The following is a 17,996-nucleotide window of genomic DNA, read 5'->3' as shown; positions in this document are numbered from 1 at the left end:
GTGCCCGCAGACGAAGCCGGGGACGCCGGGTTGCCTGGGTCCGCCGGCTCGCCTCGCGGTGGTTCGGCCCGCTGTCCACCAGCGCGCCGTCGGGGGCGAAGACGGCCGGGAGCGTGCCGAGACCGCTCATGGCGGCCGGCATCGCACCGTCAGCCGCGGGCCGTCGCCCGGCCGACCGACTCCACCAGGGGCAGCAGCCGGTGCGGGACCCGCTCGCGCAGCGCCACCTCGGTGCGGGTGCGCACCACGCCCGGCAGGCTGATCAGCTTCTGGATCACGTCCTCCAGATGCGCGTTGTCCCGGCCCACCACCCTGGCCAGCAGGTCCCCGCCACCGGTGATCGAGAACGCCTCCACGATCTCCGGTACGGCGGCCAGCGCGTCCCCCACGTCGTCCAGATGTCCCTGGGTGACCTCGATGTGCACGAACGCCAGCACCGGATGGCCCAGCGCGGCGGCGGAGAGGGAGGGGCCCGTGCCGGTGATCACGCCGTCCCGTTCCATCCGGTCCAGCCGGGCCTGGAGCGTGCCCCGGGCCACGCCGAGGATGCGGGCGTACTCGCGCACGCTGGTGCGCGGCTGCTCCAGCAGCAGTCGCAGGATGCGGGTGTCGAGCTCGTCCACGGCCATGATGGACGACTGTACCAATGGCCCAGCCGCCAGGGGGCCGCGTATGCCCTCCGACCTGGTCCGTTGGCCTTTCGGTGAGCACGCGTGTGCGGCCGGTGCTGGGCCAATGGCATGGCGATCCACGGCTCACTTGAGCCAGTGACCCGGGTGATGCTCTCATGGACGTGTCAATGGCGCTGCGGATCCCCGCGGCGCCTTTTCCGTATCGGTGTTCCCCAGGGGAGGGCAGCAGTGCTGAAGAGGATGTTCGTGGCACCGGACCCGGGCCGGGCGCGTTTGCGCTTCGCCGCGCGGGCCGTCCTCGGCATCGGATCGGCGGTCGTGGTCTGCGGACTCGCCGGACACTCCCTCCCCGGCGTGGTCACCGGGGGACTCGCCGCCCTGCTGGCCCTGTTCACCGTGGCCGACCCGACGGTGCGCGGCCAGGCGGTCACCACCGCGCTGCTGCCCGTCGTGGGCCTCCCGGTGCTCGCCGCCGCGGCCGGACTGCACGACCACCCGGTGGCCCGGGACCTGACCTTCCTGGCCGTCGTCGGCGCCGGCGTCTACGCCCGCCGGTGGGGCCCGCGCGGGCACAGCCTCGGCGTGTTCGCCTTCATGACCTTCTTCGTGGCCCAGTTCCTGCACGCCACCCCGGGCCGGCTGCCCGAGCTGTACGCCGCCGTCCTGCTGTCCGTGCTCACGGCGGCCGGCGTCCGGTTCGGCCTGTGGTGCTACGAGCGCCGGCTGGGCCCCGCCGCCCCCGCGCCCGCCCCCCTCGGCGGCACGGGCCTCGCCCGGGTGACCACGCGGCAGGCCGTGCAGGCGACCGCGGGGGCCGGCTTCGCGCTCGTCGTGGGGCAGCTGGTGTCCGGACAGCGCTGGTACTGGGCCGTCGGCGCCACCTGGTGGATCTTCGTCAACACCGCCTCGCGCGGCGAGACCCTGGTCCGCGGCTTCCGCCGGGTCCTCGGCACGGTCCTCGGCATCGGCCTCGGCCTCCTCGTCGCCGTCCCCGTGCACGGCGCGCCCGTCCCGACGGCCGTCCTCGTCGCCGCCGGCGTCTTCGGCATCTTCTACACCGCCGCCGTCTCCTACACCTGGATGATGCTCTGGGTGACCCTGCTCGCCACGTCCCTCTACGGCCTGCTCGGCGTCCTCGGCCCGGGGCTGCTCGCGCTGCGGCTCGCCGAGACCGGTGTCGGCGCGCTCGGCGCCGCGCTCGCCGTGCTGTTCGTGCTGCCGGTCACCACGCACGCCACCACCGACGCCTGGATCCAGCGGGCCCTGCGCTGCGTGCACGCCTGCACCGCCGAGGCCGCGGCCCGGCTCGCCGGCTCCGCGACGGCCGACCCCGCCCCGCGCGTGGCCGAACTGGAGCAGCTGATCGGCCGGGTGCGGCTGTCGGTGGCGCCGCTCGTGCACCCGCTGAACCCGATGCCGGCGCGCAAGGCCCGGGCCCGCCGGGTCCTGGCGCTGCTGGACGACTGCGCCCGCGAGATCCGGGGCCTGGTCGCGGTCGCCGCCGACCCCGAGGCCTCCCACGACGCCCGGCTCGCCGCCGCGTGCTGGCGCGTGGAGAGTGCCGTCGAGGCCCTCACCGCCGGCCGCGCCGAACCCCCGCGGCACCCCGCCGAACAGCCCGCCGAACCCGCCCTGGCCCATCTGCACGGCCTGGAGCGCGCCCTCGCCGACCTCGCGGAACCGCTGCGCACCACGTCCGGCTCCCGGCTGGTCGGCGCCTGAGCGCCCCGGCGCACCGCGAACCGCCCTGTCACTCGGCCCCCTTGGTCTAGACCGCGCCGCGGGGACTGCTACCGTCGGCCCCGGACTGGCTCGACGGGCTCGACCGAGAGGGGACAGCGGTGGCACGGGACGGCAGGGCGGGCAGGCGCCGGGCGTTCATCGGATCGTTCACGGCGGCCGGCGGCCCCGGACTGGTGGCCGCCGAGGTCGCGCCGGGCGGCGGCGCCCTCACCCTCCTGTCCGCCGTCCAGGACGTCCCCGACCCCTCCTACCTCGCCCTCGCGCCGGACGGCCACACGCTCTACGCGGTCAGCGAGACGGCCGAGGGAGCCGTCGCCGCCTACCGCGTCACCGGCGGCCGGCCGGAACCCGCCGGGCCCCCGGTGCCGGTGGGCGGCAGCGGCCCCACCCACCTCGGCCTGTACGCCGGACACGTGCTGACCGCCAACTACGGCTGCGGCAGCGTCACCGCCGTACCGCTGCGCCCGGACGGCTCGCTCGCCGGCGCGCCCTCCGGACGTCTCCAGCACACCGGCTCCGGGCCGCACGACCGGCGGCAGCGCGGCCCGCACGCCCACCAGGTGCAGTCCGACCCCAGCGGCCGGTGGGCCGTCAGCGTCGACCTCGGGACGGACTCGGTCCGGGTGTGCACCCTGGTGGACGGCAGTCCCGCCGTGCACCGCGAGTTCGCCCTGCGGCCCGGATCCGGCCCGCGCCACCTGGCCTTCCATCCGGACGGCGGCCACGCCTACGTGGTCAACGAACTGACCCCCACGGTCACGGTGTGCCGCTGGGACGCCGAGCGCGGCACGCTGAAACCCCTGGCCGAGGTGCCCGTGCTGCGCGACGCGCCGGCCGGCGACGCCTACCCCTCGGGGATCGTGGTCTCGCCCGACGGCCGCTTCGTGTGGACCGCGACCCGCGGTGAGGACGTCCTCTCGGTCCTCGCCGTCGAGCCGGACGGACTGCGGCTGACCGGCACGGTGCCCTGCGGCGGGCACTGGCCGCGCGCCCTGGCCGAGCACGACGGCTTCCTCTACGCGGCCAACGAGCGCTCCGGCGACGTCTCCTGGTTCGCCGTGGACCCGGCGACGGGCGTCCCCCGCTACGACGGCTGCGTGCGGGTCGCGGCGGCCTCCTGCGTCGTCTTCGGCTGAGGAGCCGATACGCCGACGGGCAGGCGGGCAGCGGACCGCAGCGCGGCGGGGGCCGCCCGGGTACGACGACGGGCCCGCTCCGGGAGGGAGCGGGCCCGGTGTCGTACCGAGCCCCGAGCCGTGGCGGCGCCGTCGGACGGGCGGGTCAGCGGACCGGGACGCCCTGCGGCTGCTGCGGGGCGATGCCCAGTGCCGTCGTGTACTTGGCGAGCGCCAGCTTGCCGATCGTCGGGTACGCGCCCAGTGCCTCGGCCGTCGCGCAGCCCGCCTCCTCGGCCGCCGCGGCGAGCAGCCCCGGCTCCAGCTCCGGGCCGATCAGGTACGGGGCCAGGGCCAGCTGCTGCGAACCCGCGGAACGCAGCTGCGCGGCCACGGAGGCGATGGAGCCCTCCTGGTCCAGGGCCGCCGCCATCACCGGCACGGCCAGCCGCGCGGCGAGCAGCATGCCGGTGATCCCGGCCGCCTGCACGGCCTCCTCGCCGCCCACGGTCGCCAGGATGATGCCGTCGGCCGCGGTGGCCACGGTGAACAGCCGGGCCCGGTCGGCACGGGCCAGACCCGCCTCGGACAGCCGCACGTGCAGCGCCTCGGCGAGCAGCGGGTGCGGCCCGAGGACATCGGTCAGCTCGGTCGCCACCCGGCTGTCCATCACGGACTGCCGGACCCGCCGCAGCAGCGCGCCGTCCGGACCGGCCAGCAGCGGAACGACGACGGCGGCCGGCCCTTCGGGCTCCCTGGCCCCCTCGACGCCGGCGGCGACCGCCTGCTCGTAGCGCGCGGCGCGGTCCTCGGCGGTGCGCGCCAGCACGGAGCGCAGCGCCGGGAACTCGGCGTCGTCCCCGTCCAGGTACCCGATCCGGGCGTCCAGGCCGGGCAGTTCGGAGCGGGCGATGCTCACGACCTCCTCGGCGAGGCCGCGCGTGCCGGCGCTGGGCGCGCCGGGCACCGCGAGGACGAGCGCGGGCGCGCCCTCGGGAGCCACCAGCGGTTCCGGGCGGCGGTGCCGTCCGGGCTGGCGGGGTCGCGGCATTCGTACGGGCAGGCCGGACGCGGGTCCAGTGGGGGAGCTCATGGCGCCGCATGTTACTGGCTTCGTGGGCTCCTCCGTTCGGGGAGGGTGCAGGTGAGCGGTATCCGTCCGGTTTTGTCTGATGGGTTACGCGTGGATACCACCCCGTCCGGGTACATGCCGGACGCATGACCTCCCACCGGGACGGAACGCGCGAAGGGGACTTCAGTTGTTTTCGTCCCGGATCACGCACAACAGGCCCGGTTCGGCCGGCAGGGCGAGCCGGTCCGCGGCGAGGTCCGTCGCGATCCGCACCGCGCCGTGCAGCGGGTCCCCCTCGGCCGGTACGCGCCGGGCGTGCGGGAGCCGGCGCGTCAGCTCCGCGCGCAGCGGCCCGAGAAGCGGTTCCCCCAGTTTCAACAGGCCACCGGTGAGCGCCACTTCGGGCGCGCCGTCCGGCGGGCACACGGCCGCCACGGAGTCGGCCATGTGCCGGGCCGCCGCGCGCAGGACGTCCGCGGCGACCGGGTCGTGCGCGGCGCACGCCGCCACCTGGGGGGCGAACGAGGCCAGTACGGCGGCCCGGTCGGCCCGGGGGTAGAGCAGGCCGGGCAGGCCGCGCACCGGGCCGAACCGCTCCTCGGCGCGGGCCAGCAGGGCTGCGGAGCCGCCCGCCCGGCCGTCGTGGGCGCGCAGCGCGGCCTCCAGACCGGCCCGCCCGATCCAGGCGCCGCCGCCGCAGTCGCCCAGCAGGTGTCCCCAGCCGTCGGCCCGCCGCCAGCCCGTCAGATCCGTGCCGAGGGCGATCAGTCCGGTGCCCGCGGCCAGCACGGCGCCGGGACGCGGCCCGAGCGCGCCCGCGTACGCGGTGACGGCGTCCGCGGCCAGCGCCACGGCACGCACGCCCAGCTCCCGGGCGAGCGCGCCGGGCAGTTCGGCGCGCAGGGCGTCGCCCAGGCCGGCGAACCCGGCCGCCCCGACGGCGGCCGTGTCCAGGGCGTCGAGGCCCGCCTCGGCGGTCAAGGAACGCGCCATCGGGACGAGCTGGTCCATGAGGTGGGCGGGGTCGATGCCCCGCTCACCGGTGCGGACCGGCTCCCGGGTAGCCCCGCCCGCCGCGGGCCCCCGCCCGGGCACACCGACGGCGACCCGGAGGCCGGAACCGCCGGAGTCCACGGCGAGGTACCCCGGGGCGGTCACGGCAGGCGCCAGTCCACCGGCTGCCCGCCCTGCTGCATCAGCAGGTCGTTGGCCCGGCTGAACGGGCGCGAGCCGAAGAAGCCGCGGTCGGCCGACATGGGCGAGGGGTGCGCGGACTCCACCGCCGGCAGACTGCCCAGCAGCGGACGCAGATTGCGCGCGTCGCGGCCCCACAGGATGGACACCAGCGGCTTCCCGCGCGCCGCCAGGGCCCGGATCGCCTGCTCGGTGACCTCCTCCCAGCCCTTGCCGCGGTGCGCCCCCGGGCTGCGCGGCGCGGTCGTCAGCGCCCTGTTGAGCAGCAGGACGCCCTGCTGTGTCCACGGGGTGAGGTCCCCGGTGGACGGCTGCGGCAGCCCGAGGTCGCCGTGCAGCTCGCGGAAGATGTTGATCAGGCTGGGCGGCAGCGGACGCACCTCGGGCGCTACGGAGAACGACAGCCCCACCGCGTGTCCGGGGGTGGGGTACGGGTCCTGGCCGACGATCAGGACGCGTACCTCGTCGAAGGGCTGCTGGAAGGCCCGCAGGACGTTCGGGCCGGCCGGGAGGTAGGTGCGTCCGGCGGCGATCTCCGCGCGCAGGAAGTCGCCCATCGCGGCGATCGTTCCGGCGACGGGTTCCAGGGCTTTCGCCCAGCCCGGTTCGACGATTTCATGCAACGGTCGTGGTGCCACGGGCGTCACCCTACTGCCGTGCACCCGCCGCCGATCAACCGATGGCCGAAGCACGACCGGGTCCGCCGGGGCGGGAACCGGTGCGCGGCGGTGGGTGCGGCCGGTCGCGCCGCGGCCGGATCAGGACGAAGTTCTCGCCGCGGTCCGCCGGGTGGTACGGCGCGGCCGGTCGCGGGCCCGCGCACACCACGTCCGGCCCCGCCGCGGAGGGGTGCGGCCGGCGGACGCGCTCCAGGAAGGCGCCGGTGTCCTCGGGGAACTGCGCGGCGGGCCGGGCCGCGACCGGGTGGACGGCCTGCGCGGCGAGACGCGGACGTGCGCCGAACACCCGGAAGACGCCGCTCCGTCGCCGCCCCGGGAACGGGTTCTCGCGGGTGCCCACCGCGACCGGCCGGGCCACGGCCCCGCCGCCGGCCCGTGGCCAAGATCGATCGCTCCGTTGCGGCATGCGCCTGCGCGAAAGGGGTGTCTCGTGCGACCGTCGGGGTGACGGCTCGTCGTGAGCAACGGAGCGATCCCTCCCGTACGGGAGGACGGTCCGGCCGGTCGGTGCGCTCGTGAGGAGGATGCCCTTGAAGGCGTTCCGTGGTCCGAAGGTGTGGCTGTGGCGCTGGCGGCGCAACCCGCTCAGGCGCCGGGCCGACGTGGTGGAGGCCTGGGTGGTGCTCGGCGCCTTTCTGCTGACCGTCCTGGCCGGGGTGTCGGCCGGCCTCGTGGCGGCCGGTTCGGTGGAGCACGGGCTCGCCCGCGAGCGGACCGAGCGGCGGCCCACCGTGGCCAAGGTGATCGCACGGGTCCCGGCGGAGCCGGCCGCGCGGGAGGACCGGGCATCGGCGGGGGAGCGGGTCTGGGCGAAGGCCCGCTGGAGGGCGGTCGACGGCTCCTCGCACACCGGGCGGATCCGGGTGCGGGCCGGCAGCGGGCCGGGTACCCCGGTCACCGTCTGGACCGACCCGCGGGGCCGGCTCGTCAACCGCCCCGTCACCGCCTCCGAGGCCGCCTTCCGGGCCACCCTGGTCGGTCTCCTGGTCGGCGTGAGCGCCGCCGCCGTGCCCTGCGTCGCGGGCCTGGCCGCGCGGGCCCGCCTGGAGCGCCGGCGCATGCGGGCATGGGACACGGAATGGGCCCGCCTCGGCCCGCAGTGGGGCCGCACGGTCTGAACCCCCGCGGCTGCCGGGCGCCTCCGTGCCGCAGCGGGCGATGCGGTCGCGGGAACGGGCGGGTCCGGCGGTCGGCGGGGCGCGCGGCGGCGCCCGGCTCCGCCGGCGTTCCGATCGGCCGCGCGCCGTCCGCCGGTTGCGGACCGGCCACCGGCCGCGGGACGGCGGGCCTGCGCACGCGCGCGGGGGGAGGGCGCCCACGAGTGCGGGAGCCGCGCGCACGCGCGCGGGGCGGTCAGTTCCGGCCGGGCAGGGCGCGCTCCAGGATGGCGTCGAATCCGGTCCCGGCGGGCAGGGTGCCGAACGCCTGCCCCCAGTCGCCGCCCAGCCGGGACGCGCAGAAGGCGTCCGCGACCGGGTGCGGGGCGTGCCGTACGAGCAGGGAGGCCTGGAGTGCGAGCGCCATCCGCTCGACAAGCCGGCGGGCACCCACCTGATCGGTCTCGGCCAGCCGGGCCTTGAGCGCGGCCACGGTCGCGTCGAGGCGGGCGTCCGCCCCGCGTGCCAGGGCGAGTTCGGCGAACAGCGCCTCGACGGTGTCCGGTTCCCGGCCCAGGGCACGCAGCACGTCGAGCGCGTTGACGTTCCCGGAACCCTCCCAGATCGACAGCAGCGGTGCCTCCCGGTAGTGCCGGGGCATGCCGGAGTCCTCGACGTACCCGTTGCCGCCCAGGCACTCCAGGGCCTCGGCGGTGAAGGCCGGGCCCCGCTTGGTGACCCAGTACTTGCCGACGGCGGTGGCGATCCGCCGGAAGGCCCGTTCCCCGGCGTCCCCCCGTACCGCGCGGTCCGCCGCGCCCGCCAGCCGCAGCGCGAGCGTCGTCGCGGCCTCCGACTCCAGCGCGAGATCGGCCAGGACGTTGCGCATCAGCGGCTGGTCGGCCAGCCGGGCGCCGAACGCGCTGCGGTGCCGGGCGTGGTGCCCCGCCTCGACCAGCGTCTTGCGCATCAGGGTCGCCGAGGCCATCACACAGTCCAGCCGGGTGCAGTTGACCATCTCGATGATGGTCTTCACACCGCGCCCCTCCGGCCCCACCAGCCAGGCCACGGTCCGGTCGAACTCCGGCTCGGAGGAGGCGTTGGACCGGTTGCCCAGCTTGTCCTTCAGCCGCTGGATGCGGAAGGTGTTGCGGCTGCCGTCCGGCAGGACGCGCGGCACCAGGAAGCACGACAGCCCGCCCGGGGCCTGCGCGAGCACCAGGAAGACGTCGCACATCGGCGCCGACGTGAACCACTTGTGCCCGCGCAGCGTGTACACGCCCGGCTCACCGGTGGGCGTGGCGACGGTGGTGTTCGTACGGACGTCGGAGCCGCCCTGCTTCTCCGTCATGCCCATCCCGGCGAGCAGCCCGGGCTTGTCCGTGGGCACGCGCAGCTCCGGGTCGTACTCCCGGCTGGTCAGCAGCGGTTCGTACACCTTGGCCAGCTCCGGCTGGGCGCGCAGGGCGGGTACGGCGGCGTACGTCATCGACGTGGGGCAGCCGTGCCCCGCCTCCGTGTGCCCCCACACCAGGCCGCCCGCCGTCCGGGCCACGTGCGCCCCCGGCCGGTCGTCGGCCCAGGGGGCACCGGCCAGGCCCTCGGCGACCGCCGTCCGCATCAGGTGGTGCCAGCCGGGGTGGAAGTCGACCTCGTCGACGCGGTGGCCGTAGCGGTCGTGGGTGCGCAGCACCGGCTCGTACCGGTTCGCCAGCTCCCCCCACTCCTGCGCCTCCTCGCTCCCGGCGCGCGCCCCCAGCCGCCGGATGTCCTCCTCGGCCCAGCCTGCCCCCTCCCGGCGCAGCCCCTCCAGCAGCGCCGGGTCGTCGGAGGCGTCGTACGGGGCGAGCGGCGGGGGCTGGTTGGTGACGTCGTGCGTGCCGGACTGCGGCAGGGCCGGTGACTGCGCGGGAATCGAGACCATACGAGCATGTTGCACACTCCCTGCGGCCGTAGCAATACTGCAACAAGCAGGCGCACGTACAGTACGGGTCCATGCGCGTGAACGTCCCGGCGGAGCCGGATCAGGTGGCTCTGCGACCGCTGTCCGCCCGGTCGGTGGTGCTGAGCCTGCTGCTCGGCGCGCACCCGCCGGAGCTGCCGGTGCGGGACCTGGTGCGGCTGGTGGAGCCGTTCGGGATCGGCGGCTCCACGCTGCGGGCCGCGCTGAGCCGGATGGTGACCGCCGGGGACCTGCGGCGCGCGGACGCCGTCTACCGGCTCAGCGACCGGCTGCTGGAACGGCAGCGCCGCCAGGACGACGCCGTGCGGCCGCGCACGCGCGCGTGGGACGGCGACTGGGAGATGGTCGTGATCACGGCGACCGGACGCGGCCCCGCCGAACGCGCCGACCTGCGCGCCCGGTTGGCGGGCCTGCGCCTGGCCGAGCTGCGCGAGGGGGTGTGGCTGCGCCCGGCCAACCTCAGCCGGCCGCTGCCTCCCGAGGTGCGCCGGGTGGCACTGACGTACACGGTCCGCCCGGACGAGCCCCCGCGCGAACTGGCCGCCCGGCTGTGGCCGCTGACCGACTGGGCCGCCACCGCGCGCGCCCTGCTCGCCCACGCGGCCCGGGCCGACCTCCCGGCCGACCGGTTCACCGCCTACGCCGCCGCCGTCCGCCACCTGCTCACCGACCCCGTGCTGCCGTCCGCACTGCTTCCCGCCGACTGGCCGGGGGAGGAGCTGCGGACGGCGTACGCCGGTTACCGGCAGGAACTCGGCGCGGGGTCCGGCGCGCGCGAGGAGGCGTAGGGGGAGTCGCGACAGCGGGGGTGTGTCCGTGCGCGGGAGCGCCCGCCCCGGGTTCGCCCGGCACCCACTCGCACCGCGTCGGTGGACGGCGCGCGCCCCGGGCGGCATGCCGCTGTACCTTCGGGGGGCCGCGCGGCACCGCCCGAAGGACATGATCATGCGCCCCGCACCGCGCGGCCGATCTCGTCGCCGACCTGGAACAGGCCCGAAAGAGGCCACGGAGGAAGACCGTTGACCCCCGAGTCCCCCGAGACGGACACCCCGCCGGACACGGCGCACACCACCGGCCGCCCCACGGGGGAGCCGGCCGGCGGGCCGGGGGCACCGGTGAGCCGGCCCCGTCTGCTGCGGGACGCGTCGCCGTCCGCCGTACTGGCGGGCCTCGTGGCCGTCCTGGTCTCCTACTCGGGGACGCTGGTCATCGTGCTCTCGGCCGCCTCCGCCGGGCACCTCGACGCCGCGCGGACCGGCTCCTGGGTGTGGGCGATCTCCATAGGCAGCGGCCTGACCTGCGTCGGGCTGAGCCTGCGCACCCGGATGCCGGTCATCACCGCCTGGTCGACGCCGGGCGCGGCGCTGCTCGTGACGAGCCTCGGCGCCTACTCGTACGCCGAGGCCGTCGGCGCGTTCCTGATCACCGGTGCGGTCCTGACCGTGGTCGGGCTGACCGGGGTGTTCGGACGGCTGATGCGCCAGGTGCCGGCGGCGGTCGTGTCGGCGATGCTGGCGGGCATCCTCTTCGGCTTCGGCACCCATGTCTTCACCTCGCTGAAGACGGCGCCGGCCATCGCGGGCCCGGTGCTGCTGGCCTACCTGGCGGCCAAGCGCCTGCTGCCCCGGTACGCGGTGCTGATCGCGCTCGCCGCGGGGGTCGTGGGCAGCGCGGCCACCTCGCGGCTGCACGTCCACGTCGACCACATCGAGCTCGCCCGGCCGGTGCTCACCGCCCCGCACTTCTCCCTCGCCTCGCTCGTCGGCATCGCCGTGCCGCTGATCGTGGCCACCCTCGCCTCGCAGAACGCCCCGGGCATGGCGGTGCTCGCCGCCTCCGGCTACCGGCCCGGGGACCGGCTGCTGGTCGGCACCACCGGCGTGGCGTCCACGGTGCTCGCCCCCTTCGGGTCGCACGCGGTCAACCTGGCCGCGATCACCGCCGCGATCTGCACCGGCCCGGAGGCCCACCCCGATCCGCGGCGGCGGTACGTGGCGGGTGTCTCCTGCGGCGTCTGCTACCTGCTGGTCGGCGCCTTCGGCTCCACGCTGGTGGCGTTCTTCGCCGGGCTGCCGGAGGAACTGGTCGCCGCCGTCGCCGGGGTCGCCCTGTTCGGGGCGCTCGCCGGGGGCCTCACCGGCGCCGTCAGGGAGGAGAAGGACCGCGAGGCGGCGCTGGTCACGTTCCTGGCCACCGCCTCCGGGGTCACCCTGTTCGGCATCGGCTCGGCCTTCTGGGGTCTGGTCCTCGGCGTCGCCGCCCACCTCGTGCTGTCCGCGCGGTGGCGCGGGCGGTCGGCCGGCGCGTGAGGCACGGCCGGGCCGCCGGCGGCGACCCGGCCCGCGGGGCTCACCGGTAGGTGATGTCCGAGCCGGAGTACTTGCAGTAGGTGCCGTCCGGGCCCGAGCCGTTCGTGCCCGGTTCGGCACCCGTGTTGTTGCCGATGTACTTCTGGCAGGGAATGATCTTCTTGCCGGTGTCCCCGACGATGGTGATGTTCCGCAGGGTCGCGCTGTCGCCGTAGTTGGTGTTGATGCCGACGAGCTTGCTGCCCTTGTAGGTCGCCTCGATGCCGTTGAGGTTGATCGTCCGCTTGTACTGCGTCTTGCAGTTGCCGCAGGAGCGGGCGAACGTCCCGAAGTTCTTCACCGCGAAGCCGGAGACGTTCAGCGTGCCGGCGCCGTTGAACTGGAACACCTTGTCGCTCGCCTCCTTCGCCCCGCCGCCGCTGACGGTGTAGACGTTGGACGACGAGGAGCCGAGGAAGGTGGCCGCGTCCTCGCCGACGTCCTCCCACCACACGTTCTGCAGCGTGCAGCTGCCCAGGCAGTGGATGCCGTCGGCGGCGGGGGAGCCGATGACGACGTTCTTGAGGACCGCGCCGGGAGCCAGCTCCAGCAGGGGGCCCTGGTCCTCGTCCTGGCCGCCGGTGCCGAGGTCGCCGCTGCCGTACAGCCGCTTCATCCCGTAGTCCTTGGTGCCGGACACCGAGATGGTCGAGGAGACCGCCTGGCTGCCGTTCGGGGTCGGCCAGGTGGCCGCGCCCGCCGGCGCCCCTGAGGTCATGATCATGCCAAGCGTGAGTCCGAGGGTGGCGAGTCCGCCGAGCAGACCGCGCGAGGTCGCTGATGAGGTCATGTCCCGCGATGCCTTCCTTCGTGGGGTGGTCAGAGCGGTGCGTTCCCTTCCGCTGGGAGTGCGGCTCTGTGGAGGTGGGAGGTTGTGTATCTGAATTTCGTACGCCATGTGGAACGTGTGATAGGCCGGCACGTGGTCGAACGGCCGGCTTGCGGACCGACCGGTCACGCTGATGAACGGACCGTAGGGGGCAAGCGCTTTCTAGTCAACGGGTCGCGCAGCGGCGTTCCGGTTCGGGGGAAGCGCGCGCGGTGGCGTCCGGCCCTACGGCGTCACCGGCATGCCGTCCGGCGGCAGCACTCCGCGCGTCCCGGTGCGCGCCCCTGTCCGCCCCGGCGCGGTGACCGGCTTCGGCCGGCGTCCATGGCCCCGTGGTGAGGGTTTCGTCCCGTTCCCGGAGGATTCCCGGGGGCCGTGGGGGTTCACTGGGAAATGTGTGATGACCAGCGCGGTCGGGGGCACTCGGGGGGCGCACAAGGCGATCTCACCCCCGAGGAGAGTCATGGCTGAGCAGAAGTCGTCGTCGGCCCTCACGGCGCCCCTGCGCGGCGCCGCCTCGGTCCTGAGCCGGGTGCCCGGCGCCGGAACGGTGAGCAGGGCCGCCGAGGGGACACTCGACAAGATCGGCGCCGTCTCGCCCCGCGGACGGCGCATGGCGGTGTACGCGGGCGCCGGGATGCTCGGCGCGGCGGGCGTCGTGGAATGGCCCGTCGCGCTCACCGGCGCGGCGGTGGCCTGGCTCACCCAGCCCCGGCCCGGCCGGCCGGCAGAGGGCGGGGACGCCGCCGTGCGGAGTCCCGAGCCCGCGCACGACCTCGGTACCGCGGCCCTCAGGTCCGGCACCGGCGGCGCCCACGGCCAGGCCGTCGAGGGCGCGCCCGGCGGCAGCGGGGCCGCCGCGACCGCCCGGACCCGAGGGCGCGCCAAGGGGACCCACCCGCAGGCGCCGGGGCCGGCCGAACCCGGCCACGGCGCCGGAACGACCAAGGCGTCCTCCGGTCCGCTCGGGCCGACCGCCCGGCCCGACCGCACCACGCTGTAGGAGGTCATGGTGGCCGGTCTGCTGACGGCGCCGTCGGCCGCCGTACGACTGCTGCCCGCGGCACCACGCCTGCTCGCCCGGGCGGCGGCACCGGCGGTCGGCGTGGCGGCCGGTGCCGCCGCCGGTACCGCGCGCGCCGGTGTGCGCGGCGCGGACGCCGCCGCCCGGGCCGCCCGGGTGGCCCGCAACGCGCTGCCCGGCGCCGGCACCCACTGGCGCTCCGGCGCCCGCGCCCACCTGGCCGTACGCCCCCTGGAACACGACCTGGCCCGGCACGCGGGCGACACCGCGCGACTGGCCCGCCGGGTGGCCGAGGCGCTCCAGGAGCATCCCGACGTCCTGGTCGCCTACTGGGACCAGGGACTGGCCCGGCTGGTGGTGACCGCGACCGGTGAGCAGGCCGCCGACCGGGTCCTCGCGCACGCGGCGGACCTGGCCGAACGGCACGGCCTGGCGCTGGCAGACGGCGACGTCGCCGAGACCACGCACCCCGCCGACCCGGCCGGGGTGCGCGCCGCCGCGGCCACGCTCGCCGCCGACGCCGTCGGCATAGCCGTGGCCCTGACCGCCTACGGCCTGCGGCTGCCGCCCTCCCCCCGGATGGTGACCGCCGTCGTGACCCTGCTGCGGGAGAACCCGCGCTTTCGCGCGTGGCTGCGCGCCCGGGTCGGCGACTCCCGGATGGACCTCGCGCTGGCCTGCGCCAACGCGGCCGTGCACGGCGCCGGGCAGTCCCCCGCCTCGCTGATCCTGGACGGTGCGCTGCGCGCCTGCCAGGTGGCCGAGACGGTGGCCCGCTCGGCCGCCTTCGACGCGGTGCACGACCGGTTGTGCGCCCCGTGGCGGATCAGCCTCGCCCCGGACGGCCCGCCCCGCCCGCCGCTGCACGTCTCACCGGCCCAGGAGTACGCCGCCCACGCCTCCGCGGGCAGCGTGCTGGGCGCGGCGGCCACCCTGCTGGTCAAGCACGACGCCGCCGAGGCCGCGGAGGCCGTGCTGGCCGGCTCCCCGAAGGCCGCTCGCTACGGCCCGGCCGCCTTCCACGCCGTCCTGTCCGGAGCCCTGGCCCGCACCGGCGTCCTGGTCCGGGCCCCGGAGCGGCTGCGCCAGCTGGAGATGGCCGGCACCGTCGTGCTGCACCCCGGCGCGCTGCGCACCGACGACGGCGAGGCCGATCCGTGGGCCGAACCGGTGCTGGACGCCGCCCGCAGGGCCGGGCTGCGGGTCGTGCTCGTGGACGATCCGGCCCTGGAGGACTTCACCGGCCTCGCCGACCAGGTCGTCGACCCCCGCCGGCCGCTGGACGACGTCGTGTACGAGGCGCGCGCCGAGCAGAGCGCCGTCCTGGTGGTCGCGCGGGTGCGCTCGGCCGGCGACCGCGATGTCCTGGCCGCCCTGCGCGCCGCCGACATCGCCCTCGCCCTGACCGACCGGGACGGCGCGGTCGTCTGGGGCGCGGACCTCCTCGCCCTGCACGGACTGCCCGACGTCTGGCGGGTCCTCGCCGCGATCCCGGCCGCCCGCCGGGTCGGCCGCCGCGCCCAGACGCTGGCCCGCTCCGGCGCCGCGCTGTCCGGACTGCTCGTCGCCGTCGGCGAGTCCGGTGGCCGGCGGGGCCGCCGGGCCGTCCTGCCGGGGCTGCGGCACGCGCCGGTCGACGCCGGTGCCGCCTCCGCGCTGCTGTCCGGGGTGTGCGCCGCGCTCGGCGTGGCGGCGGCCCGCGCCCCGCACCCGCGTCCCCGGGTGCACTGGCACGAACTCGGCGTGGAGGAGGCCCGGGACCGGCTGGCCCGGGAACCGGCCGCCGACACCGGGGCCGACACGCCGGCCGCCCGGGTGCGCAAGGCGGCGAAGGGCGTCGTCGCGCATCCGGCCGCCGCGCCCGTCCGCTGGTCCTACCGGCTCGGCCGGGCCGTCCGGAGTGAACTCCAGGACCCGCTCACCCCGGTCCTGGCCGTCGGCTCGGCGGCGTCCGCGATCCTCGGCTCGGTCGTGGACGCGCTGCTCGTCGTCGGCGCCCTCGATCTGAACGCCCTGGTCGGCGGAGTCCAGCGGCTGCGGGCCGAGCGGGCGCTGTCCGGGCTGGTCGCGGAGCAGGAACAGAAGGCCCGCCTGGTGCCGCCGCCGGCCGAGGCCCCGGCCGGCGGCACCCGCACCGTGGAGGCCGGCCGGCTGCGGCCGGGACACGTGATCCAGCTCAAGGCGGACGACGTGGTGCCCGCCGACGCCCGGCTGCTGTGGCAGGAGGGCCTGGAGGTGGACGAGTCCGCGCTGACCGGCGAGTCGCTGCCGGTGGAGAAGCAGACCGACCCCACCCCGCACGCCGCCGTCGCCGACCGGCGCTGCATGGTCTTCGAGGGGACGACGGTGGTGGCGGGGGAGGCCCGCGCCGTCGTGGTCGACATCGGCGACCGCACCGAGGCGGCCCGCGCCGTCCACCTCGCCGCGCGCACGCCCCCGGCCGGCGGGGTGCAGGCCAGGCTCCAGGAGCTGAGCCGCAAGGCGCTGCCGCTGACCCTGGGGGGCGGCGCCGCGGTGACGGGGCTGGCACTGCTGCGCGGCACCCCGATCCGCGAGGCGGTCAGCGGCGGGGTGGCGGTGGCCGTGGCCGCCGTACCGGAGGGGCTGCCGCTGGTGGCGACGGTCGCCCAGCTGGCGGCCGCCCGGCGGCTGAGCCGGGGCGGTGTCCTGGTGCGCACGCCGCGTTCGCTGGAGGCGCTGGGCCGGATGGACACCGTCTGCTTCGACAAGACCGGCACGCTCACCGAGAACCGGCTGCGCCTGGTGCGCACCGCCGACTCCGGGGGCACGGTCCACGCCGTGGCCGACGCCGGCGCCGAGGAGACCGTACGGGCCGCCGCGCGGGCCTGTCCGCAGCTGGACGACGGCTCCGACCGGCCGGTGCACGCCACCGACGAGGCCGTGCTCGCCGCCGCGCCGCCCGACCCGGACTGGACCCGGCTCGCCGACCTGCCGTTCGAGGCCGCGCGCGGATACGCCGCCGGCGTGGGCCGTAGCGGGGACGGTCCGCGGGTGCTGGTGGTCAAGGGCGCCCCGGAGACCGTGCTGCCCGCCTGCCCCGGGCTGCCGCGGCACGCCTTCGACACCGCCCACGCGCTGGCCGGGGACGGACTGCGGGTGCTCGCGGTGGCCGAGCGGCGGCTCGGCGAGGGGGAGCAGGAGGACGGTGCCCTGGAACGGCCGCTGGAGAACCTGGAGTTCACCGGGCTGCTGGCGCTGTCCGACGTACCCCGCGAGACCTCCACGGCCCTGGTCAACGCGCTCAACGGGGCGGGCGTACGGCCGGTGATGCTCACCGGCGACCATCCGCAGACCGCGCGCGCCATCGCCGCCGACCTGGGCTGGCCGGCGGACACCGTGGTGGTCACCGGAGACGAGCTGGCCGCCGCAGACCGCGCGTCCCGGGCCCGGATGCTGCGCGACGCGGGCGTGGTGGCCCGGGTGGCGCCCGAGCAGAAACTCCAGGTCGTGGAGGCGCTGCGGGACGCGGGCCGGGTGGTCGGCATGGTCGGCGACGGCGCCAACGACGCCGCGGCCATCCGCGCCGCCGACATCGGCGTCGGCATCAGCGCCCGGGGCTCGGCCGCCGCCCGCAACGCGGCGGACATCGTGCTGACCGACGACGACCTGACGGTACTGGTCGACGCGGTCGGCGAGGGCCGCGCCCTGTGGCACAGCGTGGCCGACGCCATCGCCATCCTGATCGGCGGCAACGCGGGCGAGGTCGGCTTCGGCATCATCGGCACCCTGCTGTCCGGGCGGGCGCCGCTGTCCACCCGGCAGATGCTGATGGTGAACCTGTTCACGGACCTGTTCCCGTCGATGGCCGTGGCGGTGACGGAGAAGGAGGACCCGCGGGGCGCCGTCCGCGCGCGGAGCGGGTCGCCGGAGGACGCCGCCGCGGTGCTGGGCGCCCCGCTGCTGCGGCAGATCCGGCACCGGGCGCTGACCACCTGCCTCGGCGCGGTCACGGCCTGGCTGATCGGCCGCTTCACACCGGGCACCGCCCGCCGCTCCAGCACCATGGCCCTGTGCGGGGTGGTCGGCACCCAGCTGGTGCAGACCCTGCTCGACCGGCGGGACAGCCGGCTGGTGCAGGTGACCTCGCTGGGCTCCGCGCTGGCGCTCGTCGCCGTGGTGCAGACGCCGGTCCTCAGCCGCGCGTTCGGCTGCACCCCGCTCGGCCCGGTGGCATGGGCGGGCGTCGTCGCCGCGATCGCCCTGGCCCTGGCGGGTCAGCGGTCCCTGCCCCGCCTGGAGGAAACCGTGGGGCGGCTGCTGCCCGGCAGGTGACGGGGG

Annotated in this window: 14 protein-coding genes; 7 read left to right on the top strand and 7 right to left on the bottom strand. The window is 76.6% G+C overall.

All coding sequences use genetic code 11. From position 1 onward, the window contains the following. Positions 1-149: 149 nt before the first annotated feature. Entirely contained in the window at positions 150-629 is a 480-nt protein-coding gene (locus ACZ63H_RS03945; protein ID WP_469861883.1) for an Lrp/AsnC family transcriptional regulator, read from the bottom strand. Between the two features lie 231 nt (positions 630-860). Between ACZ63H_RS03945 and ACZ63H_RS03940 the strand changes: the two genes are divergently transcribed. Next, positions 861-2,354: an FUSC family protein gene (locus ACZ63H_RS03940; RefSeq protein WP_469861881.1), complete on the top strand. Its 1,494-nt coding sequence runs from the start codon at positions 861-863 to the stop codon at positions 2,352-2,354. A gap of 119 nt (positions 2,355-2,473) precedes the next feature. Then, positions 2,474-3,511 carry a lactonase family protein gene (locus tag ACZ63H_RS03935; protein ID WP_469861879.1) on the top strand — a complete coding sequence of 346 codons (1,038 nt, stop codon included), beginning with the start codon at positions 2,474-2,476 and terminating at the stop codon, positions 3,509-3,511. Positions 3,512-3,656: 145 nt separating this feature from the next. On the opposite strand, the gene ACZ63H_RS03930 is transcribed toward ACZ63H_RS03935, so the two are convergent. From ACZ63H_RS03930 to ACZ63H_RS03915, 4 genes are all read right to left on the bottom strand, one after another. Beyond that, complete coding sequence (locus tag ACZ63H_RS03930) at positions 3,657-4,583, bottom strand: sirohydrochlorin chelatase (protein WP_469861877.1); 927 nt, start codon at positions 4,581-4,583, stop codon at positions 3,657-3,659. A gap of 162 nt (positions 4,584-4,745) precedes the next feature. Beyond that, positions 4,746-5,720: an N-acetylglucosamine kinase gene (locus ACZ63H_RS03925; protein WP_469861875.1), complete on the bottom strand. Its 975-nt coding sequence runs from the start codon at positions 5,718-5,720 to the stop codon at positions 4,746-4,748. Beyond that, entirely contained in the window at positions 5,717-6,394 is a 678-nt protein-coding gene (locus ACZ63H_RS03920) for a uracil-DNA glycosylase (protein WP_469861873.1), read from the bottom strand. The genes ACZ63H_RS03925 and ACZ63H_RS03920 overlap by 4 nt, the downstream gene beginning before the upstream one ends. A gap of 34 nt (positions 6,395-6,428) precedes the next feature. Then, complete coding sequence (locus ACZ63H_RS03915) at positions 6,429-6,722, bottom strand: hypothetical protein (protein WP_469861871.1); 294 nt, start codon at positions 6,720-6,722, stop codon at positions 6,429-6,431. Positions 6,723-6,960: 238 nt separating this feature from the next. Between ACZ63H_RS03915 and ACZ63H_RS03910 the strand changes: the two genes are divergently transcribed. After that, positions 6,961-7,554 (top strand): Rv1733c family protein, encoded by a 594-nt coding sequence (locus ACZ63H_RS03910; RefSeq protein WP_469861869.1) that lies wholly within the window; start codon positions 6,961-6,963, stop codon positions 7,552-7,554. A gap of 235 nt (positions 7,555-7,789) precedes the next feature. On the opposite strand, the gene ACZ63H_RS03905 is transcribed toward ACZ63H_RS03910, so the two are convergent. After that, on the bottom strand, positions 7,790-9,457 hold the full coding sequence (locus ACZ63H_RS03905) for a DNA alkylation response protein (RefSeq protein WP_469861867.1): 1,668 nt from the start codon (positions 9,455-9,457) through the stop codon (positions 7,790-7,792). Positions 9,458-9,528: 71 nt separating this feature from the next. On the opposite strand from ACZ63H_RS03905, the gene ACZ63H_RS03900 reads away from it, so the two are divergent. Both ACZ63H_RS03900 and ACZ63H_RS03895 read left to right on the top strand, forming a co-directional pair. Beyond that, positions 9,529-10,284, top strand: coding sequence for a PaaX family transcriptional regulator C-terminal domain-containing protein (locus ACZ63H_RS03900; protein ID WP_469861865.1), 756 nt, complete (start codon positions 9,529-9,531; stop codon positions 10,282-10,284). Between the two features lie 231 nt (positions 10,285-10,515). Beyond that, entirely contained in the window at positions 10,516-11,805 is a 1,290-nt protein-coding gene (locus tag ACZ63H_RS03895; RefSeq protein ID WP_469861864.1) for a benzoate/H(+) symporter BenE family transporter, read from the top strand. 40 nt (positions 11,806-11,845) lie between these two features. On the opposite strand, the gene ACZ63H_RS03890 is transcribed toward ACZ63H_RS03895, so the two are convergent. After that, entirely contained in the window at positions 11,846-12,634 is a 789-nt protein-coding gene (locus ACZ63H_RS03890; RefSeq protein ID WP_469861862.1) for a pectate lyase, read from the bottom strand. Positions 12,635-13,136: 502 nt separating this feature from the next. Between ACZ63H_RS03890 and ACZ63H_RS03885 the strand changes: the two genes are divergently transcribed. Both ACZ63H_RS03885 and ACZ63H_RS03880 read left to right on the top strand, forming a co-directional pair. Next, complete coding sequence (locus ACZ63H_RS03885) at positions 13,137-13,676, top strand: hypothetical protein (protein WP_469861860.1); 540 nt, start codon at positions 13,137-13,139, stop codon at positions 13,674-13,676. 6 nt (positions 13,677-13,682) lie between these two features. Next, positions 13,683-17,990 (top strand): HAD-IC family P-type ATPase, encoded by a 4,308-nt coding sequence (locus tag ACZ63H_RS03880; RefSeq protein ID WP_469861858.1) that lies wholly within the window; start codon positions 13,683-13,685, stop codon positions 17,988-17,990. Positions 17,991-17,996 lie beyond the last annotated feature (6 nt).

The sequence above is a fragment of the Streptomyces sp. NPDC104831 genome (assembly GCF_055583025.1).
Note: the sequence above shows the minus strand (reverse complement) of the source record. Positions and strands in the feature narration are given on the sequence as shown.

Bases quoted from the DNA above. Each gene is read 5' to 3' on its own strand.
- ACZ63H_RS03945 (WP_469861883.1), bottom strand. From the start codon at position 629: ATGGCCGTGGACGAGCTCGACACCCGCATCCTGCGACTGCTGCTGGAG.
- ACZ63H_RS03930 (WP_469861877.1), bottom strand. From the start codon at position 4,583: ATGAGCTCCCCCACTGGACCCGCGTCCGGCCTGCCCGTACGAATGCCG.
- ACZ63H_RS03910 (WP_469861869.1), top strand. From the start codon at position 6,961: ATGCCCTTGAAGGCGTTCCGTGGTCCGAAGGTGTGGCTGTGGCGCTGG.
- ACZ63H_RS03905 (WP_469861867.1), bottom strand. From the start codon at position 9,457: ATGGTCTCGATTCCCGCGCAGTCACCGGCCCTGCCGCAGTCCGGCACG.
- ACZ63H_RS03900 (WP_469861865.1), top strand. From the start codon at position 9,529: ATGCGCGTGAACGTCCCGGCGGAGCCGGATCAGGTGGCTCTGCGACCG.
- ACZ63H_RS03890 (WP_469861862.1), bottom strand. From the start codon at position 12,634: ATGACCTCATCAGCGACCTCGCGCGGTCTGCTCGGCGGACTCGCCACC.
- ACZ63H_RS03885 (WP_469861860.1), top strand. From the start codon at position 13,137: ATGGCTGAGCAGAAGTCGTCGTCGGCCCTCACGGCGCCCCTGCGCGGC.
- ACZ63H_RS03880 (WP_469861858.1), top strand. From the start codon at position 13,683: ATGGTGGCCGGTCTGCTGACGGCGCCGTCGGCCGCCGTACGACTGCTG.